Annotated in this window: 19 protein-coding genes and 1 pseudogene; 8 read left to right on the top strand and 12 right to left on the bottom strand. The window is 55.8% G+C overall.

Going from position 1 to position 17,956, the window contains the following annotated elements; genetic code table 11:
- Window positions 1-35 precede the first annotated feature (35 nt).
- A complete protein-coding gene (guaB, locus tag KHW85_RS01440) occupies window positions 36-1,553 on the top strand; it encodes an IMP dehydrogenase (RefSeq protein WP_178705473.1) in 1,518 nt (505 codons plus the stop codon).
- Between the two features lie 67 nt (window positions 1,554-1,620).
- Here guaB and KHW85_RS01435 read toward each other — a convergent pair whose 3' ends face one another.
- Both KHW85_RS01435 and KHW85_RS01430 read right to left on the bottom strand, forming a co-directional pair.
- The gene (locus KHW85_RS01435; protein WP_291458493.1) at window positions 1,621-2,355 is read right to left on the bottom strand and encodes an exonuclease domain-containing protein; all 735 of its coding nucleotides are present in this window, start codon (window positions 2,353-2,355) and stop codon (window positions 1,621-1,623) included.
- A 111-nt stretch (window positions 2,356-2,466) separates the two neighbouring features.
- Window positions 2,467-2,652, bottom strand: a complete 186-nt coding sequence (locus KHW85_RS01430) for a hypothetical protein (RefSeq protein ID WP_009408862.1) — start codon at window positions 2,650-2,652, stop codon at window positions 2,467-2,469.
- A 379-nt stretch (window positions 2,653-3,031) separates the two neighbouring features.
- On the opposite strand from KHW85_RS01430, the gene KHW85_RS01425 reads away from it, so the two are divergent.
- Entirely contained in the window at window positions 3,032-4,153 is a 1,122-nt protein-coding gene (locus KHW85_RS01425; RefSeq protein ID WP_178705482.1) for a GuaB3 family IMP dehydrogenase-related protein, read from the top strand.
- 53 nt (window positions 4,154-4,206) lie between these two features.
- On the opposite strand, the gene KHW85_RS01420 is transcribed toward KHW85_RS01425, so the two are convergent.
- From KHW85_RS01420 to KHW85_RS01400, 5 genes are all read right to left on the bottom strand, one after another.
- Window positions 4,207-4,686: a hypothetical protein gene (locus KHW85_RS01420; RefSeq protein WP_291458492.1), complete on the bottom strand. Its 480-nt coding sequence runs from the start codon at window positions 4,684-4,686 to the stop codon at window positions 4,207-4,209.
- Between the two features lie 220 nt (window positions 4,687-4,906).
- Window positions 4,907-5,158, bottom strand: a complete 252-nt coding sequence (locus KHW85_RS01415; protein ID WP_291458491.1) for a hypothetical protein — start codon at window positions 5,156-5,158, stop codon at window positions 4,907-4,909.
- Window positions 5,159-5,263: 105 nt separating this feature from the next.
- A complete protein-coding gene (locus KHW85_RS01410) occupies window positions 5,264-5,605 on the bottom strand; it encodes a hypothetical protein (RefSeq protein ID WP_291458490.1) in 342 nt (113 codons plus the stop codon).
- A 110-nt stretch (window positions 5,606-5,715) separates the two neighbouring features.
- Window positions 5,716-7,125 (bottom strand): class II fumarate hydratase, encoded by a 1,410-nt coding sequence (fumC, locus tag KHW85_RS01405; protein WP_178705492.1) that lies wholly within the window; start codon window positions 7,123-7,125, stop codon window positions 5,716-5,718.
- Between the two features lie 58 nt (window positions 7,126-7,183).
- A complete protein-coding gene (locus tag KHW85_RS01400; protein ID WP_291458489.1) occupies window positions 7,184-7,342 on the bottom strand; it encodes a hypothetical protein in 159 nt (52 codons plus the stop codon).
- 210 nt (window positions 7,343-7,552) lie between these two features.
- Between KHW85_RS01400 and KHW85_RS08265 the strand changes: the two are divergent.
- Window positions 7,553-7,636 (top strand): annotated as a pseudogene (locus tag KHW85_RS08265) (hypothetical protein); the annotation flags it as partial.
- 58 nt (window positions 7,637-7,694) lie between these two features.
- On the opposite strand, the gene tatC reads toward KHW85_RS08265, so the two are convergent.
- Together tatC and tatA are read right to left on the bottom strand one after the other, a co-directional pair.
- Window positions 7,695-8,474, bottom strand: a complete 780-nt coding sequence (gene tatC / locus KHW85_RS01395; RefSeq protein ID WP_291458488.1) for a twin-arginine translocase subunit TatC — start codon at window positions 8,472-8,474, stop codon at window positions 7,695-7,697.
- 37 nt (window positions 8,475-8,511) lie between these two features.
- Entirely contained in the window at window positions 8,512-8,712 is a 201-nt protein-coding gene (tatA, locus tag KHW85_RS01390; protein ID WP_291458487.1) for a Sec-independent protein translocase subunit TatA, read from the bottom strand.
- Between the two features lie 166 nt (window positions 8,713-8,878).
- On the opposite strand from tatA, the gene efeU reads away from it, so the two are divergent.
- The 5 genes from efeU (at window position 8,879) to KHW85_RS01365 (ending at window position 13,610) form a co-directional block, all read left to right on the top strand.
- Window positions 8,879-9,754 carry an iron uptake transporter permease EfeU gene (efeU, locus tag KHW85_RS01385; protein ID WP_291458485.1) on the top strand — a complete coding sequence of 292 codons (876 nt, stop codon included), beginning with the start codon at window positions 8,879-8,881 and terminating at the stop codon, window positions 9,752-9,754.
- Entirely contained in the window at window positions 9,751-10,950 is a 1,200-nt protein-coding gene (gene efeO, locus KHW85_RS01380; protein ID WP_291458484.1) for an iron uptake system protein EfeO, read from the top strand. Before efeU ends, efeO begins: the two co-directional genes overlap by 4 nt.
- 93 nt (window positions 10,951-11,043) lie before the next feature.
- Window positions 11,044-12,387: an iron uptake transporter deferrochelatase/peroxidase subunit gene (gene efeB, locus KHW85_RS01375; protein ID WP_178705507.1), complete on the top strand. Its 1,344-nt coding sequence runs from the start codon at window positions 11,044-11,046 to the stop codon at window positions 12,385-12,387.
- 10 nt (window positions 12,388-12,397) lie between these two features.
- On the top strand, window positions 12,398-13,249 hold the full coding sequence (locus KHW85_RS01370; RefSeq protein ID WP_178705510.1) for a class I SAM-dependent methyltransferase: 852 nt from the start codon (window positions 12,398-12,400) through the stop codon (window positions 13,247-13,249).
- Entirely contained in the window at window positions 13,236-13,610 is a 375-nt protein-coding gene (locus KHW85_RS01365) for a cupin domain-containing protein (protein ID WP_178705513.1), read from the top strand. The genes KHW85_RS01370 and KHW85_RS01365 overlap by 14 nt, the downstream gene beginning before the upstream one ends.
- A gap of 62 nt (window positions 13,611-13,672) precedes the next feature.
- Here KHW85_RS01365 and KHW85_RS01360 read toward each other — a convergent pair whose 3' ends face one another.
- The 3 genes from KHW85_RS01360 to KHW85_RS01350 form a co-directional block, all read right to left on the bottom strand.
- Window positions 13,673-15,754 carry an NAD(+) synthase gene (locus KHW85_RS01360; RefSeq protein ID WP_178705516.1) on the bottom strand — a complete coding sequence of 694 codons (2,082 nt, stop codon included), beginning with the start codon at window positions 15,752-15,754 and terminating at the stop codon, window positions 13,673-13,675.
- Window positions 15,755-15,837: 83 nt separating this feature from the next.
- A complete protein-coding gene (locus KHW85_RS01355) occupies window positions 15,838-16,572 on the bottom strand; it encodes an NAD-dependent protein deacylase (protein ID WP_178705518.1) in 735 nt (244 codons plus the stop codon).
- Window positions 16,573-16,671: 99 nt separating this feature from the next.
- Window positions 16,672-17,865 carry an acetate kinase gene (locus KHW85_RS01350; protein ID WP_291458481.1) on the bottom strand — a complete coding sequence of 398 codons (1,194 nt, stop codon included), beginning with the start codon at window positions 17,863-17,865 and terminating at the stop codon, window positions 16,672-16,674.
- Between the last annotated feature and the right edge of the window lie 91 nt (window positions 17,866-17,956).

Raw genomic sequence — 17,956 nt, 5'->3', positions numbered from 1 at the left:
ATGCTCTGGCCCACTTTCGGGCCTAGACTCTGTTCATGGCAGACATTCACAATGATCCTTTTGCTTTGACCGGACTGACCTACGATGACGTTCTGCTTCTTCCTGAACTGACCGATGTTGTTCCCTCTGAGGTTGATACATCTGCTCAGTTGACGAAGAAGATTCGCCTGCGTATTCCTCTGCTTTCCGCAGCGATGGATACGGTGACCGAGGCGCGCATGGCGATTGCAATGGCTCGCCAGGGCGGTATTGGAATCTTGCACCGAAACCTCTCGATTGAAGAGCAAGCGTCCCAAGTTCGTCAGGTGAAGCGTTCTGAATCAGGAATGGTTGAGGACCCGGTGACTATTGGTCCCGATGCAACCATCGAGGAACTGGATCGTTTGTGTGGCCACTACCGTGTCTCAGGCCTTCCCGTTGTTGACGATCAGCAGCAGCTCATTGGCATTATTACGAACCGCGATCTGCGTTTTGTTCCTACCGATCAGTGGTCAACACTGAAGGTTCGTGACTGTATGACTCCTCGCGAACGTCTGGTGACGGGCAAGGTTGGGACCAGTCGTGAGGAAGCGAAGGCACTGCTTGCGACAAATCGTGTTGAGAAGCTGCCGATTATCGATGAGGACGGGCATCTGACCGGTCTGATCACTGTGAAGGACTTTGTGAAGACTGAGCAGTATCCGAATGCGACGAAGGATGATCGCGGTCGTCTGATGGTCGGTGCTGCAGTTGGCTACTGGGGAGACACTTGGGAACGCGCCTGTGCGCTTCGTGATGCCGGCGTTGACGTCCTAGTTGTTGATACCGCTAACGGTGGTGCTGCCTTGGCTCTGGAAATGATCCGAAAGATCAAGGCTGACTCTTCTTTCGATGGTGTTCAGATCATTGGCGGCAATGTCGCAACAACCGAAGGTGCTCAGGCTCTGATTGATGCAGGCGTTGACGCTGTGAAGGTGGGTGTTGGCCCGGGTTCAATTTGTACAACGCGTGTTGTTGCGGGCGTGGGTGTACCTCAGGTGACTGCGATCTATTTGGCATCTCTTGCGTGCAAGCCGGCAGGTGTGCCTCTGATTGCTGATGGCGGCCTGCAGTACTCCGGTGATATCGGTAAGGCAATTGTTGCCGGCGCGGACACCGTCATGCTGGGTTCGCTTCTTGCTGGCTGCGAGGAATCGCCCGGCGAGGTCGTCTTCACGAATGGCAAGCAGTACAAGCGCTACCGTGGCATGGGCTCTTTGGGCGCGATGAGTTCGCGCGGACGCAAGTCGTACTCGAAGGATCGCTACTTCCAAGCCGATGTCTCTTCGGACGACAAGATCGTTCCCGAGGGCATCGAGGGCCAGGTTCCGTACACCGGTTCGCTCGCTGCAGTTGTCTACCAGCTGGTTGGCGGTCTGCATCAGACGATGTTCTACCTGGGTGCCTCGACGATTGACGCGGTCAAGCGTAATGGTCGTTTCGTTCGCATCACCTCTGCAGGCTTGCGTGAATCGCACCCGCATGACATCCAGATGACGACTGAGGCTCCGAACTATCACTCTTCGGCGAAGTGATTCGTCAGTAGGAAGTCTTTAAGGGCACGGCTTAAAGCCGTGCCCTTAATGTATTTGCGGTGTGTCCTTATTGCAGGGGCCAGCGGCGATCGATGTGTGTCTCCCTGCCCTTTGAACGCATGAAATTCTCAAAGTTTTCTGCCCAAGCTGCGTGGGCGTCCTTTTGGAAGGTGTGGATTTCCCGGCAGTCTTTAGATGCACAGTCCGGATATTTCCGAGCAATAGCAGCCAATACGTCAAGGGTCATGATTACGTCGTATTCGGCAGTGTGTGCGTTTTCTGAGACCGGAACACCGTAAGCCGCTGCCATTAATGACAGCTGCTTCTTTCCTTTGCGGTAGCGCTCAAGATGGCGGTCCAAGACCAGGGGATCAATGATCGGTGCCGGTTCTGGGGTTCCGAGTCTGTCGCTGAGTGTTGGAAGCGAGTGACGGCGAAGCTCTTCTTCGAGCAGGGTCAGATCGTAGCTTCCATTAAAGGCAACGACTGGGTAGCCCTGCGCCATGTGTGCTGTCAGTGCAGATGCCACTTCTTCGAGGACTTCTTCGATGGGACGTCCATGGCTGCGTGCGTACTGGGTGGTAATGCCGTGGATTTGTGCGGCTGTATCCGGGATATCGACGCCCGGATCAGCCAACCACGTTGTAATGGCGTCGGAATTGGGTGATCCAGATGCGCCTTCGCTGCGCAGAACCAGAGCCGCACTGACAAGACGGTCGCGATGGGGGTTGACGCCTGTCGTTTCGGTATCGAAGCCCAGCCAGGGAAGCTGAGCCCAAGAATGGGGGTGTGTGTCTGCCATGACTTAAGTGTGCATCAGCGCATTGTCATTTGCGTCCAGTTTTTCAGTTCGCGGCACAAAAAAGTGTCCCGCTTCGACGAAGAAGCGGGACAGAGTGGAACTGACCAGTGATCAGGGATGCAAAGGCAAGGGGAAGGAAAAACGCGTGTATGCGCAGGGCATCTGAGCGCGATCTCGCGATCCGAGCTTCCGGGGTGCGCGTTCGCTTGTACGGCGCGATACATCCTGACGGTTACGGTTTTCCGTGCGTGAACTGCGTCGGAAATCCTTGGTAACGGCAGCTGCTGCTGTCAACATGGTGACCTCCTGCGGATCAAATGACGAACACCGGTAGTAGGTGTATCTCTGTGATGACATACACAGTGTGCCTGTCTACTCAGCCCGTTTCAAGTGTTTTATGAAGGGGCTTTTTCTCTTTCACTTCAAGGGAAAATCGCGATTGAGTAAAGGTGAGGAACTGGTGAAGTTTAGCCAAGGCATCCTCATAAAGAAAATAAAATTAAAGTAAAATTTTTGGGCGTTTTGTCATGTGTCCACAGGTGTTATTGATCGAATGTAAAGCCGTATCGCCATGTAGACAATATGTGAAATGCCTTACATTAATGCGGTGGGAAGGCTTCGTGTCTTGCGCCCCTTGGTGACGCATCCGGCGAGATTGTGCGACTAGAATGGCGGCATGGCTAACGAGGTCGAAATTGGTCGGGGAAAACGTGGTCGTCGCGCGTACACCTTGGATGACATTGCACTAGTTTCGGCACGCCGGACCAGGGATCCCGCGGATGTGAATGTTGGTTGGCAGATCGATGCGTATCACGTCGACGTCCCCATCATGGCAGCACCTATGGACTCGGTGATGAGTCCCGATACTGCGATCCTCTTCGGCAAACTCGGTGGAATTGGCGTTCTGGACCTGGATGGATTATGGACTCGCTACGAAAATCCCCAGCCGATTTTGGATGAGATTGCGCAGCTTCCGGCAGACGGGTCGATTGCGCGTCTGCAACAGATTTACTCTGCTCCCATTCAAGAAGACCTCATCACCGAACGTTTGGAATATATCCGCAAGGCAGGTGTCGTTGTCGCTGGAAAACTCTCGCCCCAGCGCACTCAGCGCTACTGGCGTGCAGTTGTCGAGGCCGGGGTGGACCTCTTCGTCATCCGTGGGACTACCGTTTCAGCTGAGCATGTTTCATCGCGTGCGGAGCCTCTGAACCTTAAACGTTTTATTTATGAACTCGACGTTCCGGTGATTGTTGGCGGTGTCTCAACAGATACTGCTGCCCTGCACCTTATGCGTACCGGTGCCGCAGGCATTTTGGTTGGCTTCGGAGGGGGAGCGGCGCATGCAACGCGCCAGGCTCTTGGAGTCCATGCGCCTATGGCAACGGCGATCGCAGATGTTGCTGCAGCGCGTCGTGATTACATGGATGAATCGGGTGGTCGTTATGTCCACGTGATTGCAGACGGTGGGATTGGACGCTCTGGTGATATGACACGCGCGATTGCCTGTGGAGCAGATGCCGTCATGATGGGCGCGGCCCTGGCTCGCGCCGAAGAAGCTCCCGGACGTGGATGGCATTGGGGGTCCGAGGCTACTCACCCAGAGCTTCCGCGAGGACACCGTGTTCGTGTGGGGACCTCGGGGACCTTTAGCGAGATTCTCTATGGGCCGTCAACGCGAGCGGATGGAACGCTCAACTTCATTGGTGCCCTTAAGCGGACAATGGCCTCGACGGGCTATTCGGAAGTGAAGGACTTACAGAAGGCCGAAGTCGTTGTCAGCCCCTACTGGCGCTAATAGATCTGGGTGGTGAACTTGATTGTTCACCACCCAGAATGACAGGTGTTCACCTATGCTGTCTTTTCGGTTTCCGAGCCGAAAGTTGGAGTGTGGGACTTGAGTTCTCCCATCCTGTATGGAAGGAAAAGGGTGGAGAGAAGAGTACCTGTGAACAGCCATGGCAGTAGTGCTGGCGCGGTGATCACATCAGCGTATTCGTTGAGGAAAGCACCAAAACTGGGCATTGCGTTCATCTGGAAGGTTCCAATCAGAACTCCCAGAGTTACGAATGGAATTGCGAAGTTGTAGGCGATCGCGATCCAGCGGATTGACCGTGAAAGTTGGACCAGATTCGCCAGCCTGAGGATCAATCCCGCAAGAGTTAATACAAACCCAATGATGATGCCCCATGCGAGTGGCTTGGAGAGCCACAACATCGGCTGATCGCTGAACATTCCCTTCAATGAAAAGACGATTCCAAGGGTGCCAAGGAAGAAAAAGACGTAGATCAAGCTATCGAGTGATGATCTCTTCTCGTCGATGATTTTCATAATGTCTCCTTGGAGACGAGAAAGTTGAAATGAAGTGCCGATCTGGCGGTGGCGGAAAACCGCGATGAAATCACAGGTGGCATGCAGCGATTCTTTGGTGCATCCATGAATTATTATTCTCGCGCTCTTGAGCTCTTGTCAAGAGTCTTTTATGCAGATCAGGCATAAAAGTGGGACGGCCACGAAGTGCCGTCCCACGAAATAAAAAAGGTTCTGCCTATTAAGCTGCCGAGTCGATCAACAGAACCGTGACAGATGGGCTGAGAAGAATCAATGCCATGACAAGGGCGTAGCCCAGATTGTGCGCATAGGATGGGCCGTCTGCTTCAGAACGGTTCCAGATTGCTGTGAAGGGCAGGAAAATAGCCGCAAGTAAACCGGTTACCAGAACGGTGACGCGTAGGCCGGGTATAAAAAGACCTGCGAATAGAAGAAGCGTTACGCAGGCGGCAGTAACAAATGACTTTCTCACGAAGAAATCATAGGGGTATTCTCAGGACACTCTCAGTGAAAAAGCCTGTGATTTCAGTTAATCGAAAGTGTACTAATCTTCCTGAAGGTTCCGTAGAAGCAAAAGTTATTGGGCGTCAAAGGTCTGGGCAAAGACCGAAATGTTATCGCGAAGCTTCTTAATGTTCTTACGGTTCTGCCTCCCCTGGAATGCGGGAGCAAAACCTGTAGCTTCAACGCGCATTGCTACCGATGTGCCCTGCGGGACGGAGAAGGCTGAGATCCAAATCGTTTCACCGAAGGTCAGCATGGACATACCGGTTGTTGCATTAATGTGACCTGTCGTGGGGTCAACCATATGAATTCCCCACCCCAGCTTTTGTATTTCTTGAACCAGCAAAGAAAATGCATTCTCAAATGGAAGCGCAACAATGAAGCCGCCGTCGGTTTGACGTTCGAAAAGTGCCACCAGAATCCTCTTTCCTTCAAGATTGATGCTTGTATTCTAATACGCGCAACTATGCCCCGGTTTGGACACCATCCAAACCGGGGCATAGTTGCGCGTGATACCCAGTAGGCTTACTTGTCAGCGGCGCTGGGGTGTGTCATATCCGCGGGAACAACCCATGCATCGAACTCTTCGGGCGTGACGAAACCGAGCTCCAGAGCGGACTCGCGAAGTGAAATGCCCTTGTGGTGGGCGTTCTTCGCGATCTTTGAGGCCTTGTCATAACCGATGTGGCGGTTCAGTGCGGTGACCAGCATCAGGTTGATATCCAAGTGGTGCTGAATCTTTTCGCGGTTCGGCTCAATGCCGTATGCGCAGTGGATATCGAAGGAAACGCAGGCGTCACCCAGGAGGCGGATCGATTCCAGAACATTCCATGCCATGACGGGCTTGAACACATTGAGCTGGAAGTTGCCCTGTGAACCAGCGAAACCGACGGTTGCGTCGTTGCCGAAGACCTGGGTTGCGACCATAGTCATGGCCTCGCACTGGGTCGGGTTGACCTTGCCGGGCATAATCGACGATCCGGGCTCGTTCTCGGGGATGATGAGCTCTCCGATGCCGTCGCGCGGGCCGGAAGCGTACCAGCGTACATCGTTGGCGATCTTCATGAGTGCATCTGCCAGAACGCGCAGCGCACCAGAAACCAGCACCAGCGCGTCGTGTGCGCCCAGTGCTGCAAACAGGTTCGAGGCCTGCTTGAACTCGATGCCGGTTTCCTCAGAAATCTTCTGAGCAGCCAGCTGGCCGAATGCGGGGTGAGCATTGAGTCCGGTTCCCACCGCGGTTCCGCCAATTGCCAGTTCACGTGCACGAGAATCCGCGTAGTGAATGCCGTCAAGTGCGAAGTCGATCTGTGCAACCCAGCCGGAAATTACCTGGCCAAGCGTAATGGGCGTTGCATCCTGCAGGTGGGTGCGGCCAACCATGACGACGTCGGCGTATTCCTTCGACTTCTTGTCCAGGGTGTTGCGCAGCTGCTCGACGCGCGGGTACATCGCCTGAAGCTCCTGAACCACGGCAATGTGCATCGCGGTGGGGAAGGTGTCATTTGAGGACTGGCCACGGTTAACGTGGTCGTTTGGGTGAACGGGAGTCTTGGAGCCCATGACGCCACCCGCAAGTTCGATGGCGCGGTTCGAGATCACTTCGTTGGCATTCATATTGGATTGAGTGCCCGAACCGGTTTGGAAGACAACCAGCGGGAAATGGTCGTCAAGCTTGCCCTCGATGACCTCATCGGCGGCGCGTGCAATCAGGTCTGCGATATCTTGGGGCAGCTCTCCCAGCTCGGCGTTTGCCAGTGCCGCGGCCTTCTTCAGTGTTCCCAGTGCACGCACCATGGGGCGGCCCCAGACGAAAGTGTTACGGCCGATGTCGAAATTGTGCAGTGAACGTTCGGTTTGTGCTCCCCAGTAACGATCTGCGGCAACCTCAACGGTTCCCATCGAATCTGATTCGGTACGGGTGTTCTCAGCCATGAGTATCTCCTTCACCTCTGTGATCAGGACTGTACCCCTTAAGCGTACCCGTAGAGCTTCACATTTCAGGGGTCACATGTCCTACTTTGACACCTGAGCAAAAATGCAAGAGAAGCACACTCAGCATCTGCATAGGGTCAAAGGATGAATCCTGTGCGCAAGACTCTTCTTCTTTCAGTCCCGAGGCCTCGGCCCGACCGCTGCGATTGGTTGCCATTGGGGATTCCTTGGTTGCGGGAAGCGGTGTAGAGAATCAAAATCTTGCCTTGACTCCGCGAATCGCACGAAAAATTGCCGATGTGGTCAATCGGTCGGTTCAGTGGGAGACACGCGCGAAACTGGGGTCGACGATGCGTCGTGTGCGATGCATTGATGGCGACGTCCCTTGTGCTTGCACCCAGGCAGCTACGCGTGCAAAAGTGAAGACATGGACTTTCTTGGAATCAGCGGACCCGAAGCGATCATCATCGCTGTGGTGATCCTTGCGGTTCTAGGCCCCAAAGGAATGAGTGAAGCGGCGCGGCGCATCATTGATGTACGCAGGCGTTACCAAGCGCTCACCGCCTCGTTCAGACAGCAGTCGGACCAGGCGATGGCGCAGCTTCGCGCTTACGCTGACGGCGCCGTGCAAGAAGATCGCGCAGCCAACACACCCCAATCGCCCCAAAATACAGAGCCAGAAGCGCGCACATCTGAAGAATCATCGACCATAGGTCGGGAAGCGGATTTGTGATCGCGGCGAATACGGTTGCTCCAACGACAGCCCAACGCCAATGCCGAAGGATCTGCCCAGTTGAGGCGAGTCCCAAGGCGTGAATCCCAATAATGATCATGGGAAAAAGGAAAGAAACACCGATCACCAGGGTCAGAATCACGACGAAGCTGATATAGGAATCGAAATCCAGAAGCGCAGAGGTGCCTTGGGGGAGCTCGGAGAGTAAGAGGCTGACCGCGTGGGGAAGGAACCACAGCGCCGAGGCGACTCCCGCAAGGAAAAGAATCGCGCTAGGGATGGCGATCAGTGCGGTGCGTCGTTTTTCCGTGCGCGTGAGGGCAGGTGCGATGAAGAGCCAGAGTTGGGTCAGCCACCACGGAGTCGTCAGGACGAAGCCCGCCCAGAGCGCGAAAGTGATGTGGGTCGAAAAGGGGCCGATGATCGTGCGGAAGTTGATTCCCGAGGCCCCGGCTGAGGCGAGGGGGCGCGTGAGCCACGTGGTTGCCGGAGCGTAGAGGAACCACGCGCCGATTGCTCCGACGAGGATGCCTGCAAGACTGAGCAGAAGGCGCGCGCGCAGCTCGAGGAGGTGGCGCGTCAATGACATATATGCGTCAGAATCAGCCCGGGTCATTGGTTCGCAGTGAAATGATGGTGCGTTTAGCGGGAAATTACTTCGACGAATCCGTGTTTTCCGGCTGAGAGGTAGACGCCTGATCGCTGACGGATGAGGGGTCTTGAGACAGCTCGTTCATTTCCTCTTTGAGGATTTTTGCGCTCTTGCCGATGGATCGAGCCAAGTCGGGGAGCTTTTGGGCGCCGAAGAGTACAAGAACGACGACAAGAACGATGATCCAGTGGATTGGACGCATGTTTTCTCCTTCTTGGGCAGGATTCCTAGGATGAGCCTACACCGCCTTTCGTGATCCCAGCGTGAGAAAGACAAGGAAAGGGGACATGCTTAGGTCACACAGGTTATCCTAAGTTCAGTTAATTAGGTTATGAATGGTTATCGTAAATTATTCGGTTGGGAGATGAATGTTCCTCGCGAACTTCTTGATTGCCCTGAGAGAGGGCGTTGAAGCCGCACTAATCGTCGGGGTCGTAGCGGCCTACTTGGTGAAGGTTGGACGCAGGAACCTGCTTCCTAAAGTTTGGTTTGGCGTCATCATTGCCGCAGCTCTGCCCTTGAGTCTTGGCGCGATCATGACCTGGGGGCCCTACACGCTGTCGTTCCAGGCGCAGGAAATCCTTGGCGGAACGCTCTCTTTGGTCGCGGTTGCCATGGTGACGTGGATGATCTTGTGGATGAGTTCAAACTCCCGCCAATTTGCGCGCAAACTTCGCGAGGATACAGCGGCACAACTTGCATCTGGCTCAGAGTGGGGAGTTGTATGGATTGCCTTCATTGCCGTGGCGCGAGAAGGAATTGAAACCGCACTCTTCGTGTGGGCAACAATTAAATCTTCTGCTGAAAATGCAATTGCAGCACCTGCTCTTGGTGTTGTGACCGGCCTCGTGGTCGCTGTTATTATCGGCTGGCTCATCTACACCGGAGCCGCACGCATCAACCTCTCTATTTTCTTTAATATCACCGGTCTGCTCCTGATTTTCGTTGCGGCCGGAATCGTTTCCTACGGTATTGGCGACCTTCAGGAATCCTCGGTGATTCCGGGATGGGGAACCCACATCTATGACATCACCGCATATCTAGATGGCTCGGTCTACTCGTGGCTGACCACCTCCTCGTGGTGGTGGACGCTTTTGGAAGCAATGTTCAACGTCAATGCCTCACCCACCCACCTGCAGTTTATTGGCTGGGTGCTCTACATCATCATTATCCTGGCGCTTTTCCTGGTGCGTTCCGGGATGATCGGCTCACAACACCACCACACCCTACAAGGAGAGAAATGAACGCCTCCCGCACGCGCCTCGTCATTGGAGTTGCGGCTGTTTCAGCACTGGGTTTGAGCGCATGTGTCGCCAACAACCCTTCAAGTACCTCGGCCTCGGGAAGTGCGGGTGCAAGCGATGCGCCCCTGACCGTGACCATCACCGATGACACCTGCAAGGTCTCTGACGCAAGCGCACCTTCCGGTGTCGTGAACTTCAAATTGACGAACAACGGAACCGTTCGCAATGAGTTCGAAATTCTTGCCGAAGACAAGCTCCGCATTGTCGGTGAACGCGAAAACCTGGGCCCCGGAACCTCGGTTGACTACACCGTGACCCTGCAGCCCGGAAAGTACTTCACCGCCTGCAAGAAGAATATGGTTGGCGCGCTGGTTGGCGCCACTGAGTTCACCGTGAGCGACTCGGGCAAGCCCGTCGAGGTCAGTTCTAACGAGCAGGCACAGATCGACGCTGCCGTCACCAACTACACCGCATACCTCCGCGATCAGTCCGGTCAGCTCCTGGAGCAAACCAAGTCTTTCGCTGAGCTGTACAAGAAGGGTGATTTTGAGGCAGCGCGTAAGGCCTACGCTCCCACGCGCATGCACTACGAGCGCATTGAGCCCACTGCCGAGGCCTTCGGCGACATTGACCCCGCTCTTGACCAGCGCGAAGCTGACTGGCAGGAAGGAGGCGCTGACGGTGAATGGACCGGCTGGCACGCCATTGAAAAGGATCTGTGGCGTCCCAATGGCTACCAGGGCCTGAATGAGGATCAGCGTTCGAAGATGGCTGACAAGCTGGTCGAAGACACTCAAAAGCTCTACGATCTGGTCTACTCCGACAACTTCAAGATCTCTCTGTCAGATATTTCCAACGGTGCGATCTCGCTGCTTGAAGAGGTTGCCACCACGAAGATCACCGGTGAAGAAGAAGCCTTCTCTCACACTGATCTGTATGACTTCGCCGCAAACGTCGAGGGCTCGAAGGTCGCTTACGGCGAGGTTGAAGATCTTGCGAAGGCCAAGGATGCCAAGCTGGCAGGACAGATCTCTGATGCCTTCACCGAGCTTCAACACGAGCTCGATAAGCACAAGGATGGTGACGGATACGTTTCTTACGACAGCATTGACGAAGCCGGCCGCAAGGCTCTTGCCGACAAAGTCAACGCCCTGCGCCTTCACTTGGCTCAGCTGACCGCAGCAATCGTTCAGTAATTATTCGAACACAGCGAGTTGGGCGTGGCGCACCTTAAGGGGGCCACGCCCAACCGCATCATTAAAATCCATCTGTCATTTAAGGACCCAGTCATGACTCAGCACCACGAAGCAGCTGAAAACAATGGCAATGCCGACCACGAGGGTACCAAAGAAGGACTCTCGCGTCGCCAATTTTTAGGATTAGCCGGCCTCGGCGCACTTACCCTTGGGCTAGGCGGCACCGGCGGATTCGCTCTCGGTCGCCACATGGGTGATGGCATCGATTCCGATGTTATGAAGAAGACCTACGAGTTCCGTGGTGAACACCAGCAGGGAATCATTACCCCAGCTCAGCAGCAGATGCACACAGCCGCATTCGACTTGACGACCACCAACCGTGACACGCTCATTGAACTTCTCCAAGACTGGACCTTGGCCGCTGAACGAATGACTCATGGCGAACTCGTCAAGGACTACACAACTTCATTGACGAAGGCGCCGGCTGATACCGGTGAATCGATGGGGCTTGGCCCCGCAGGTCTGACCATCACTTTCGGTGTAGGAAAAACTCTGTTCATTGACAATGAAGGTCGAGATCGCTTCGGTCTCGGCGACAAACTTCCCATTGCCCTACGCGACGGTATTCCGCCCATGGCAGCAGAAAAACTCGACCCCAAGCGCGGCGGTGGAGACCTCATCATCCAGGCCTGTTCCGAAGACCCCATGGTCAATCTTCATGCCCTTCACAACCTCACGCGCATCGCATTTGGTCGCGCCACCATGCGTTGGACCCAACTGGGGTACGGACGAACCTCATCGACCTCAAAGTCTCAGGAAACGCCTCGTAATCTTTTTGGTTTCAAGGATGGGACATCCAACATCAAAGCCGAAGACTCTCAAGCCGAATTGGATAAGCACTTGTGGATCCAAGCCGGTGATGATCAGGGCTCGTGGGCTGCTGGCGGGTCCTATATGTGCATGCGCAAGATCAAGATGATGATGGAAGTCTGGGACGAACTGGTCCTGGCTGAACAAGAACAGATCATTGGCCGTGACAAGATCCACGGTGCACCGCTGTCGGGTGGAGAAGAATTCACCTACCCAGATTTCACCAAGGAAGGAGAGCAGGGTAACCCCACCGTTGGATCTTCAGGTCTGGCAATCGCTCCCGATTCGCATGTCGCCATGATGAACCCGAATAACAATTCGGGACGGCGAATGCTACGCCGTGGATACAACTACCTTGAAGGTGTGGACTACCTGGGACGCTTGGATGCGGGCTTGTTCTTCATCGCCTACGTTCGTAACCCGGCTGAAGGCTTCATCCCCGTCCTTTCCAAGATGAAGAGCGATCAGCTGACTGAATACCTTCAGCACCTAGCATCGGGTGTCTACCTCATGTTCCCCGGCGTGCGTGAGAAGGACACCTATGTCGGCCAGAAGCTTTTTGAGTAAGGGGTATGTGATGAGTGACTCGAATCAGACGGACGAACACGCAAACGCAAGCGAGACCCTTCCGATTTCGCAGCGTCCTGCATCTACCGCACCAGGGCACTGGGTTCTCGCAAGAGTCGGAAAGAAAGTTCTACGTCCCGGCGGCTTGGAACTGACTCTTCAGATGCTTTCCGAGGCGAAGCTCACGGGCTCCCGGGTGGTCGAATACGCTCCCGGGTTGGGGCGAACCGCATCGGAAATCCTTGCTGCACGCCCGGCCTCGTACACTGGGGTCGACAAAGACCCGGTTGCTGCCAAACACGTAAGAGAGTTGGTTGGCGCGCGTGGGACGGTTGTGAACGCTGACGCTGCGGCGACCGGATTGGACGCGGGAAGCGCCGACGTAGTCGTGGGCGAGGCTATGCTCACCATGCAGGGAGAGAAGTCCAAGAAAGCCATCATTTCCGAGGCCGTGCGGCTGCTGGCACCGGGAGGACGCTATGCGATCCATGAGCTTGCCGTTCAACCCGATACCATCGACGAGGAATTGCATACGCAGATTCGCAAGGACTTGGCGCGTGCAATTCACGTGAATGCTCGTCCCCTCACGTGCGCGCAGTGGTCGCAGCTTTTGGAAGACTGCGGATTGGTCGTTGATAGCGTTCACACCGCGCCTATGGCCCTCCTCGATTTCTCGCGGAATATTCGCGATGAGGGTTTTCTTCAAACTCTGCGAATCATTCGAAATGTTCTTTCAGATCGAGAGCTACGTGCCCGTGTGCTAGGAATGAGGAAGACTTTCCGCGCATATCAACAGTGGATGTGCGGAGTGGCAATTGTGGCTCATAAGCCACTGAAAGGAGAAGACCATGACGCTCAGTGACGACACAAATCTCGAGGTTCCCGTGCCGATCATGACTGATGTTCAAGACATCGCCTCGATGATCCAGATCAACGAACAGGCCACGGTTTCGCGCACCGTCATGCACTGTGAAGGAATGCGTCTGGTGCTCTTCTCTTTCGATAAGGACGAGATTCTCAGTGAGCACACCGCGGCAATGCCCGTGATTCTTCAGACCCTCGAGGGTGCTCTGGAAATCGTTGCTGATGGCCGCACAGTGATTCTGCCTCCGGGCGATGTTATCCACTTCGGAACGCGGCTGCCTCACGCAGTGCGCGCATTGGAGCCCTCGAAGTTGGCTCTTTTCATGCTCGACTCGCGCGAGCGATCACCAAAGAAGTAAAGTGAGAAAATGCTGATCGGGGCTGGGTTTGTGAGTAACCCAGCCCCTTTCGCATGAGAGATTTAGGCGACGAGGCCGCTGACGGCGCTGTCCAACTCACGCAGCCAAGCCTCGGCGGAGACATCCGAGGGCATACGCCAGTCTCCTCGCGGGGAAAGCGACCCGCCAGCCATAACCTTGGGGCCGTTGGGGAGCGCGCTGCGCTTGAACTGCTGAGTGAAATAACGACGGATAAACAGGCGCTCCCACTTCACGATCTCGTCCAAGGAATACGAAACCTTGTCCTCTTCGGGATAGCCAGCTGGCCAGTCCCCCTGAGAAGCGTTCGACCATGCGTGCTCTGCCAAGAATGCGATCTTCGACGGACGAGCTCCACGGCGCAGCACGTAGTAGAGGTTGAAGTCTTGAAGGTTGTAGGGGCCGATTTTGTCCTGAGTGGATTGCATCTTCTGCCCGGGCTTTGCGGGAACCAACTCCGGAGAAATTTCGGTTCCCAGAATTGATAGCAAGATCTCGCCAACTTCGGGAGAGAACTGGCCGGAAGACACCACCCAGCGAATCAAGTGCTGGATCATCGTCTTGGGGACGCCGGTATTGACGGCGTAGTGGCTCATCTGGTCGCCCACACCATAGGTGCACCAACCCAGTGCAAGCTCTGATAAATCGCCAGTACCCAAGACGATACCGCCCAGGTGATTTGCGAGGCGGAAAAGATAGTCCGTGCGCAGCCCTGCCTGAACGTTCTCAAAAGTGACGTCGTAGTCGTCGTGGCCATCGGCGTAGGGGTGATCGATATCGGCCAGCATCTGCCGAGCGGCAGGGGTGATATCGATTTCCTTGAAGGACACTCCCAAGCTTTCGCACAGCGCGATCGCATTGGTCTTCGTGCGCGCAGAAGTTGCAAAGCCGGGAAGCGTGTAGCCCAGGATATCTGTGCGCGGGCGACCCAAGAGGTCCATTGCGCGAGCCGCGACGATCAGTGCGTGCGTCGAATCCAAGCCACCTGAGACGCCAATGACAACCTTGGGCTGACCAATTGCGCTCAGGCGCTTCGCGAGTCCCGCAACCTGAATGTTGTAGGCCTCGTAGCAGTCCTGTTCCAGCTGGCTTGGATCATCGGGGACGAAGGGGAAGCGATCGACTTCGCGTTCCAACCCCAGATCTGTTCGCGGCGGGTTCATCTCAATGGCAATGCTGTACGGGCGTGGAATCGAGAGTCCGTCGAGCATCTTTTGAGCGTTGTCGGTGAAAGAGTTCTGTCGCGTGCGCTCGGTGCGCAGATGTTCGACATCCACGTCCGCAATCGTGATCTGGGTTCCCGAGGCGAAACGCTGCCCCGCAGCAAGAAGCTGACCGGCCTCGTAGATCAGGGTCTGCCCATCCCAAGCGAGGTCGGTCGTTGACTCACCCGGACCAGCGGCAGTGTAGACGTAGGCGCAAGCACAGCGCGCGGAAGTTGACTGTGCCAGGAGCTTGCGTTCATCGCCTCGTCCGACGGTAATGGGGGAGGCACTTAGGTTGAGCAGCACGGTTGCGCCTGAGAGCGCAAGGAGCGAAGCGGGGGTGACGGGAACCCACATGTCTTCGCAGACCTCAATCCCCACGCACAGTCCCGGAATGTCGGTGACATCGATCGTCACGGAGCCGAAAGGCAATAGGGGAGCGTCACCCGTGTAGGGCTCTGTTGGTGCCCACGGAGCCTGAAGAAGATCGTTGTCAAAGCTCGGTGGAGTGACGAAATGGCGCTTTTCGTAGAACTCGCGGTAGTTCGGAAGATAGGACTTCGGGATGACTGCAAGTGCGCGGCCTCGGTGGATTGCAATTGCGCAATTGTAGAGGGCTGCTCCCTTGCGCAGTGGTGCTCCGACGACGATCAGGGGGAGAAGATCTACGCTGGCGGTGATGATTGCAGTGAGCGCGCGCTCGACCTCATCAAGAAGAACGTCTTGAAGGAGCAGGTCATCGATGGCGTAGCCAGAAACGCACAACTCAGGGAAGAGCGCGATCGATACACCGCGTTCGTCGCAACTTTGCGCGGCTGCGATGATTTCTTCAGCATTGGCCAGTGGCTGTGCGGGATGAACGGGGAGCGTCACTGCCGCCACGCGTGCGAAGCCCTGGTCGTAAAGGGAATGGAAGTTCATGGCTTTCCTCCTGAGTTGCTAGGGCTATTGTCGCCTACTTGGGCGCCTTGCGCCTTCCCGAGGCCGTACCTGAGCTGGCGTGTCTAATTCAGTTCCTTCATGACGCTTTCAAAAGACTGAGCAATGGGGTCGCGGATGATGAGGTCGGCGTCAGCATCGGCGTTCGTTGGCGTTGCGTTCATCAAGACCAGGTGTGAACCCGAGAAATAGTTGAGCAGTCCCGCAGCGGGATAGACGACCAGAGATGTTCCAGCCACGATCAAGAGATCGGCGTGCGCAATCGCCTGAACGGCTCCGCTGATGACTTCCTCATCCAGTGCCTCTCCATACATGACGATATCGGGACGGAGCTGTCCGTGGCAGCGCGGGCAGGTTGGGATTAACTCTTCAAAGGCCTCGGGAATAGAGGAAAGGGGATAGCCGGACCCGCAAGCGGTGCACAGAATGTGCTCCCAATTTCCGTGAAGCTCCCAGACTGTACGTGAACCCGCCCGCTGGTGAAGGCCGTCAATGTTTTGGGTAATGACGCATTCGAGAAGCCCGGAGGACTCCAGCGAAGCAAGTGCCCGGTGGGCACCGTTGGGTTCGACCGGCTTGTGCACCTCGCGGAACCACTCCCAGTAGGCCTCGGGATGGAGCGAGAAGAAATCAATGCTGAGGACCTGCTCCAGGGGGATTGTGCGCTCTTGGAAGTAGAAGCCGTTTGCGCCGCGGAAATCGGGAATACCTGACTCCGTGGAGACTCCCGCACCGCCGAAAAATACCGTTGACGCAGAGGCGCGAATCCAATTCGCAAGGGTTGAGATGTCACTGGTCATTGTGGCTCCTTAGTCCATGGAACCTTTTTAGAATACGCCGAAGCCGGGGTGCACATGGCAGCCCCGGCCTCGTATTGCGATGAAAAGTCGCGTCTAGACTCAGATCAGAGTGAGAGCCTGACGTGCGATCGCGAGTTCTTCGTTCGTGGGAACAACCATGACGGTGATCGAGGAATCGTCGGTCGAAATGGTTGTGGGAGCAGAGAAACGCTGGTTGTTCACCTCGTCATCGATGCGCACACCGAAGGGGAGCAGACGCTCGCAAACCTCGCGGCGCAGATCAGCATCGTTTTCACCAATGCCAGCGGTGAAGGTAATGACATCCAGACCACCGAGCTCAGCGGTGTAGGAGCCGATGTACTTGATGATACGGGTGACGTAGATGTCCAGGGCCAGGCGTGCGCGGCGTGCAACCTCGGGGTCCTCAGAATCGGCCATGTGGCGGACTGCGCGCATGTCATTCTCACCGGTCAAACCCTTCAAACCCGACTGCTTGTTGAAGAGGTCATCGACCTCGTCGGTGCTCCAACCGGTCTGACGCTGCAGGTGGAAAACAACCGCGGGATCGATATCGCCGGTGCGGGTTCCCATGACCAAGCCCTCGAGAGGGGTCAAGCCCATGGAGGTATCGATCGGGCGGCCAGCCTTAACGGCGGACACCGATGCGCCATTACCCAGGTGAAGAACGATCTGACGCAGGGCGTTATCGCCCAGCAGGGAGGCAACCTTTTCAGAAACGTACTGGTGAGAAGTTCCGTGAGCGCCGTAACGACGGACTGAATACTTCTCGGCAACTTCCTGCTTCAACGCGTAGGTTGCGGTGTCCTCAGGCAAGCGCTGGAAGAAAGCGGTGTCGAAAACCGCGACGTGAGGAGTATCGGGCATGAGCTCGCGAGCAACATCGATGCCCTTGAGGTGCGCGGGGTTGTGCAGGGGAGCCAGTGCGCACAGCTCATCGATGAGGTCACGAACTTCGTCGGTGATCAGAGCCGGACCGTCGAAGTACTTACCGCCCTGAACGATGCGGTGACCAACGGCCACGATGTTGGCCTCGGCAAGAGAGGGACCGACCTCATCGAAGAGGCGCAGAACTTCGCGCATGCCAACTTCATGATCAGCAATGGGCTCGTTCACATCGACGACCTTCTCGCCGTACTTGTGCTGGATGTGGCCCTCGGATTCGCCGATGCGCTCAACCAAGCCCTTGGCGATCGCATCGCCGTTGTCGGGGTTGATGAGCTGATACTTGATAGAGGAAGAACCAGAGTTAATAACAAGAACGGTGTCGGTCACGACGTGCCTTTCTAAGAATCACCTGCGAGGCCGCGGTGTGCGGCGCAATGTAATGCATGGATGAGTGGTCTGATGAGTGCAGTTTACGCGT

Origin of the sequence: Actinomyces sp. oral taxon 181 (assembly GCF_018370895.1) — a bacterium.
Taxonomy (GTDB): domain Bacteria; phylum Actinomycetota; class Actinomycetes; order Actinomycetales; family Actinomycetaceae; genus Pauljensenia.
Note: the sequence above shows the minus strand (reverse complement) of the source record. Positions and strands in the feature narration are given on the sequence as shown.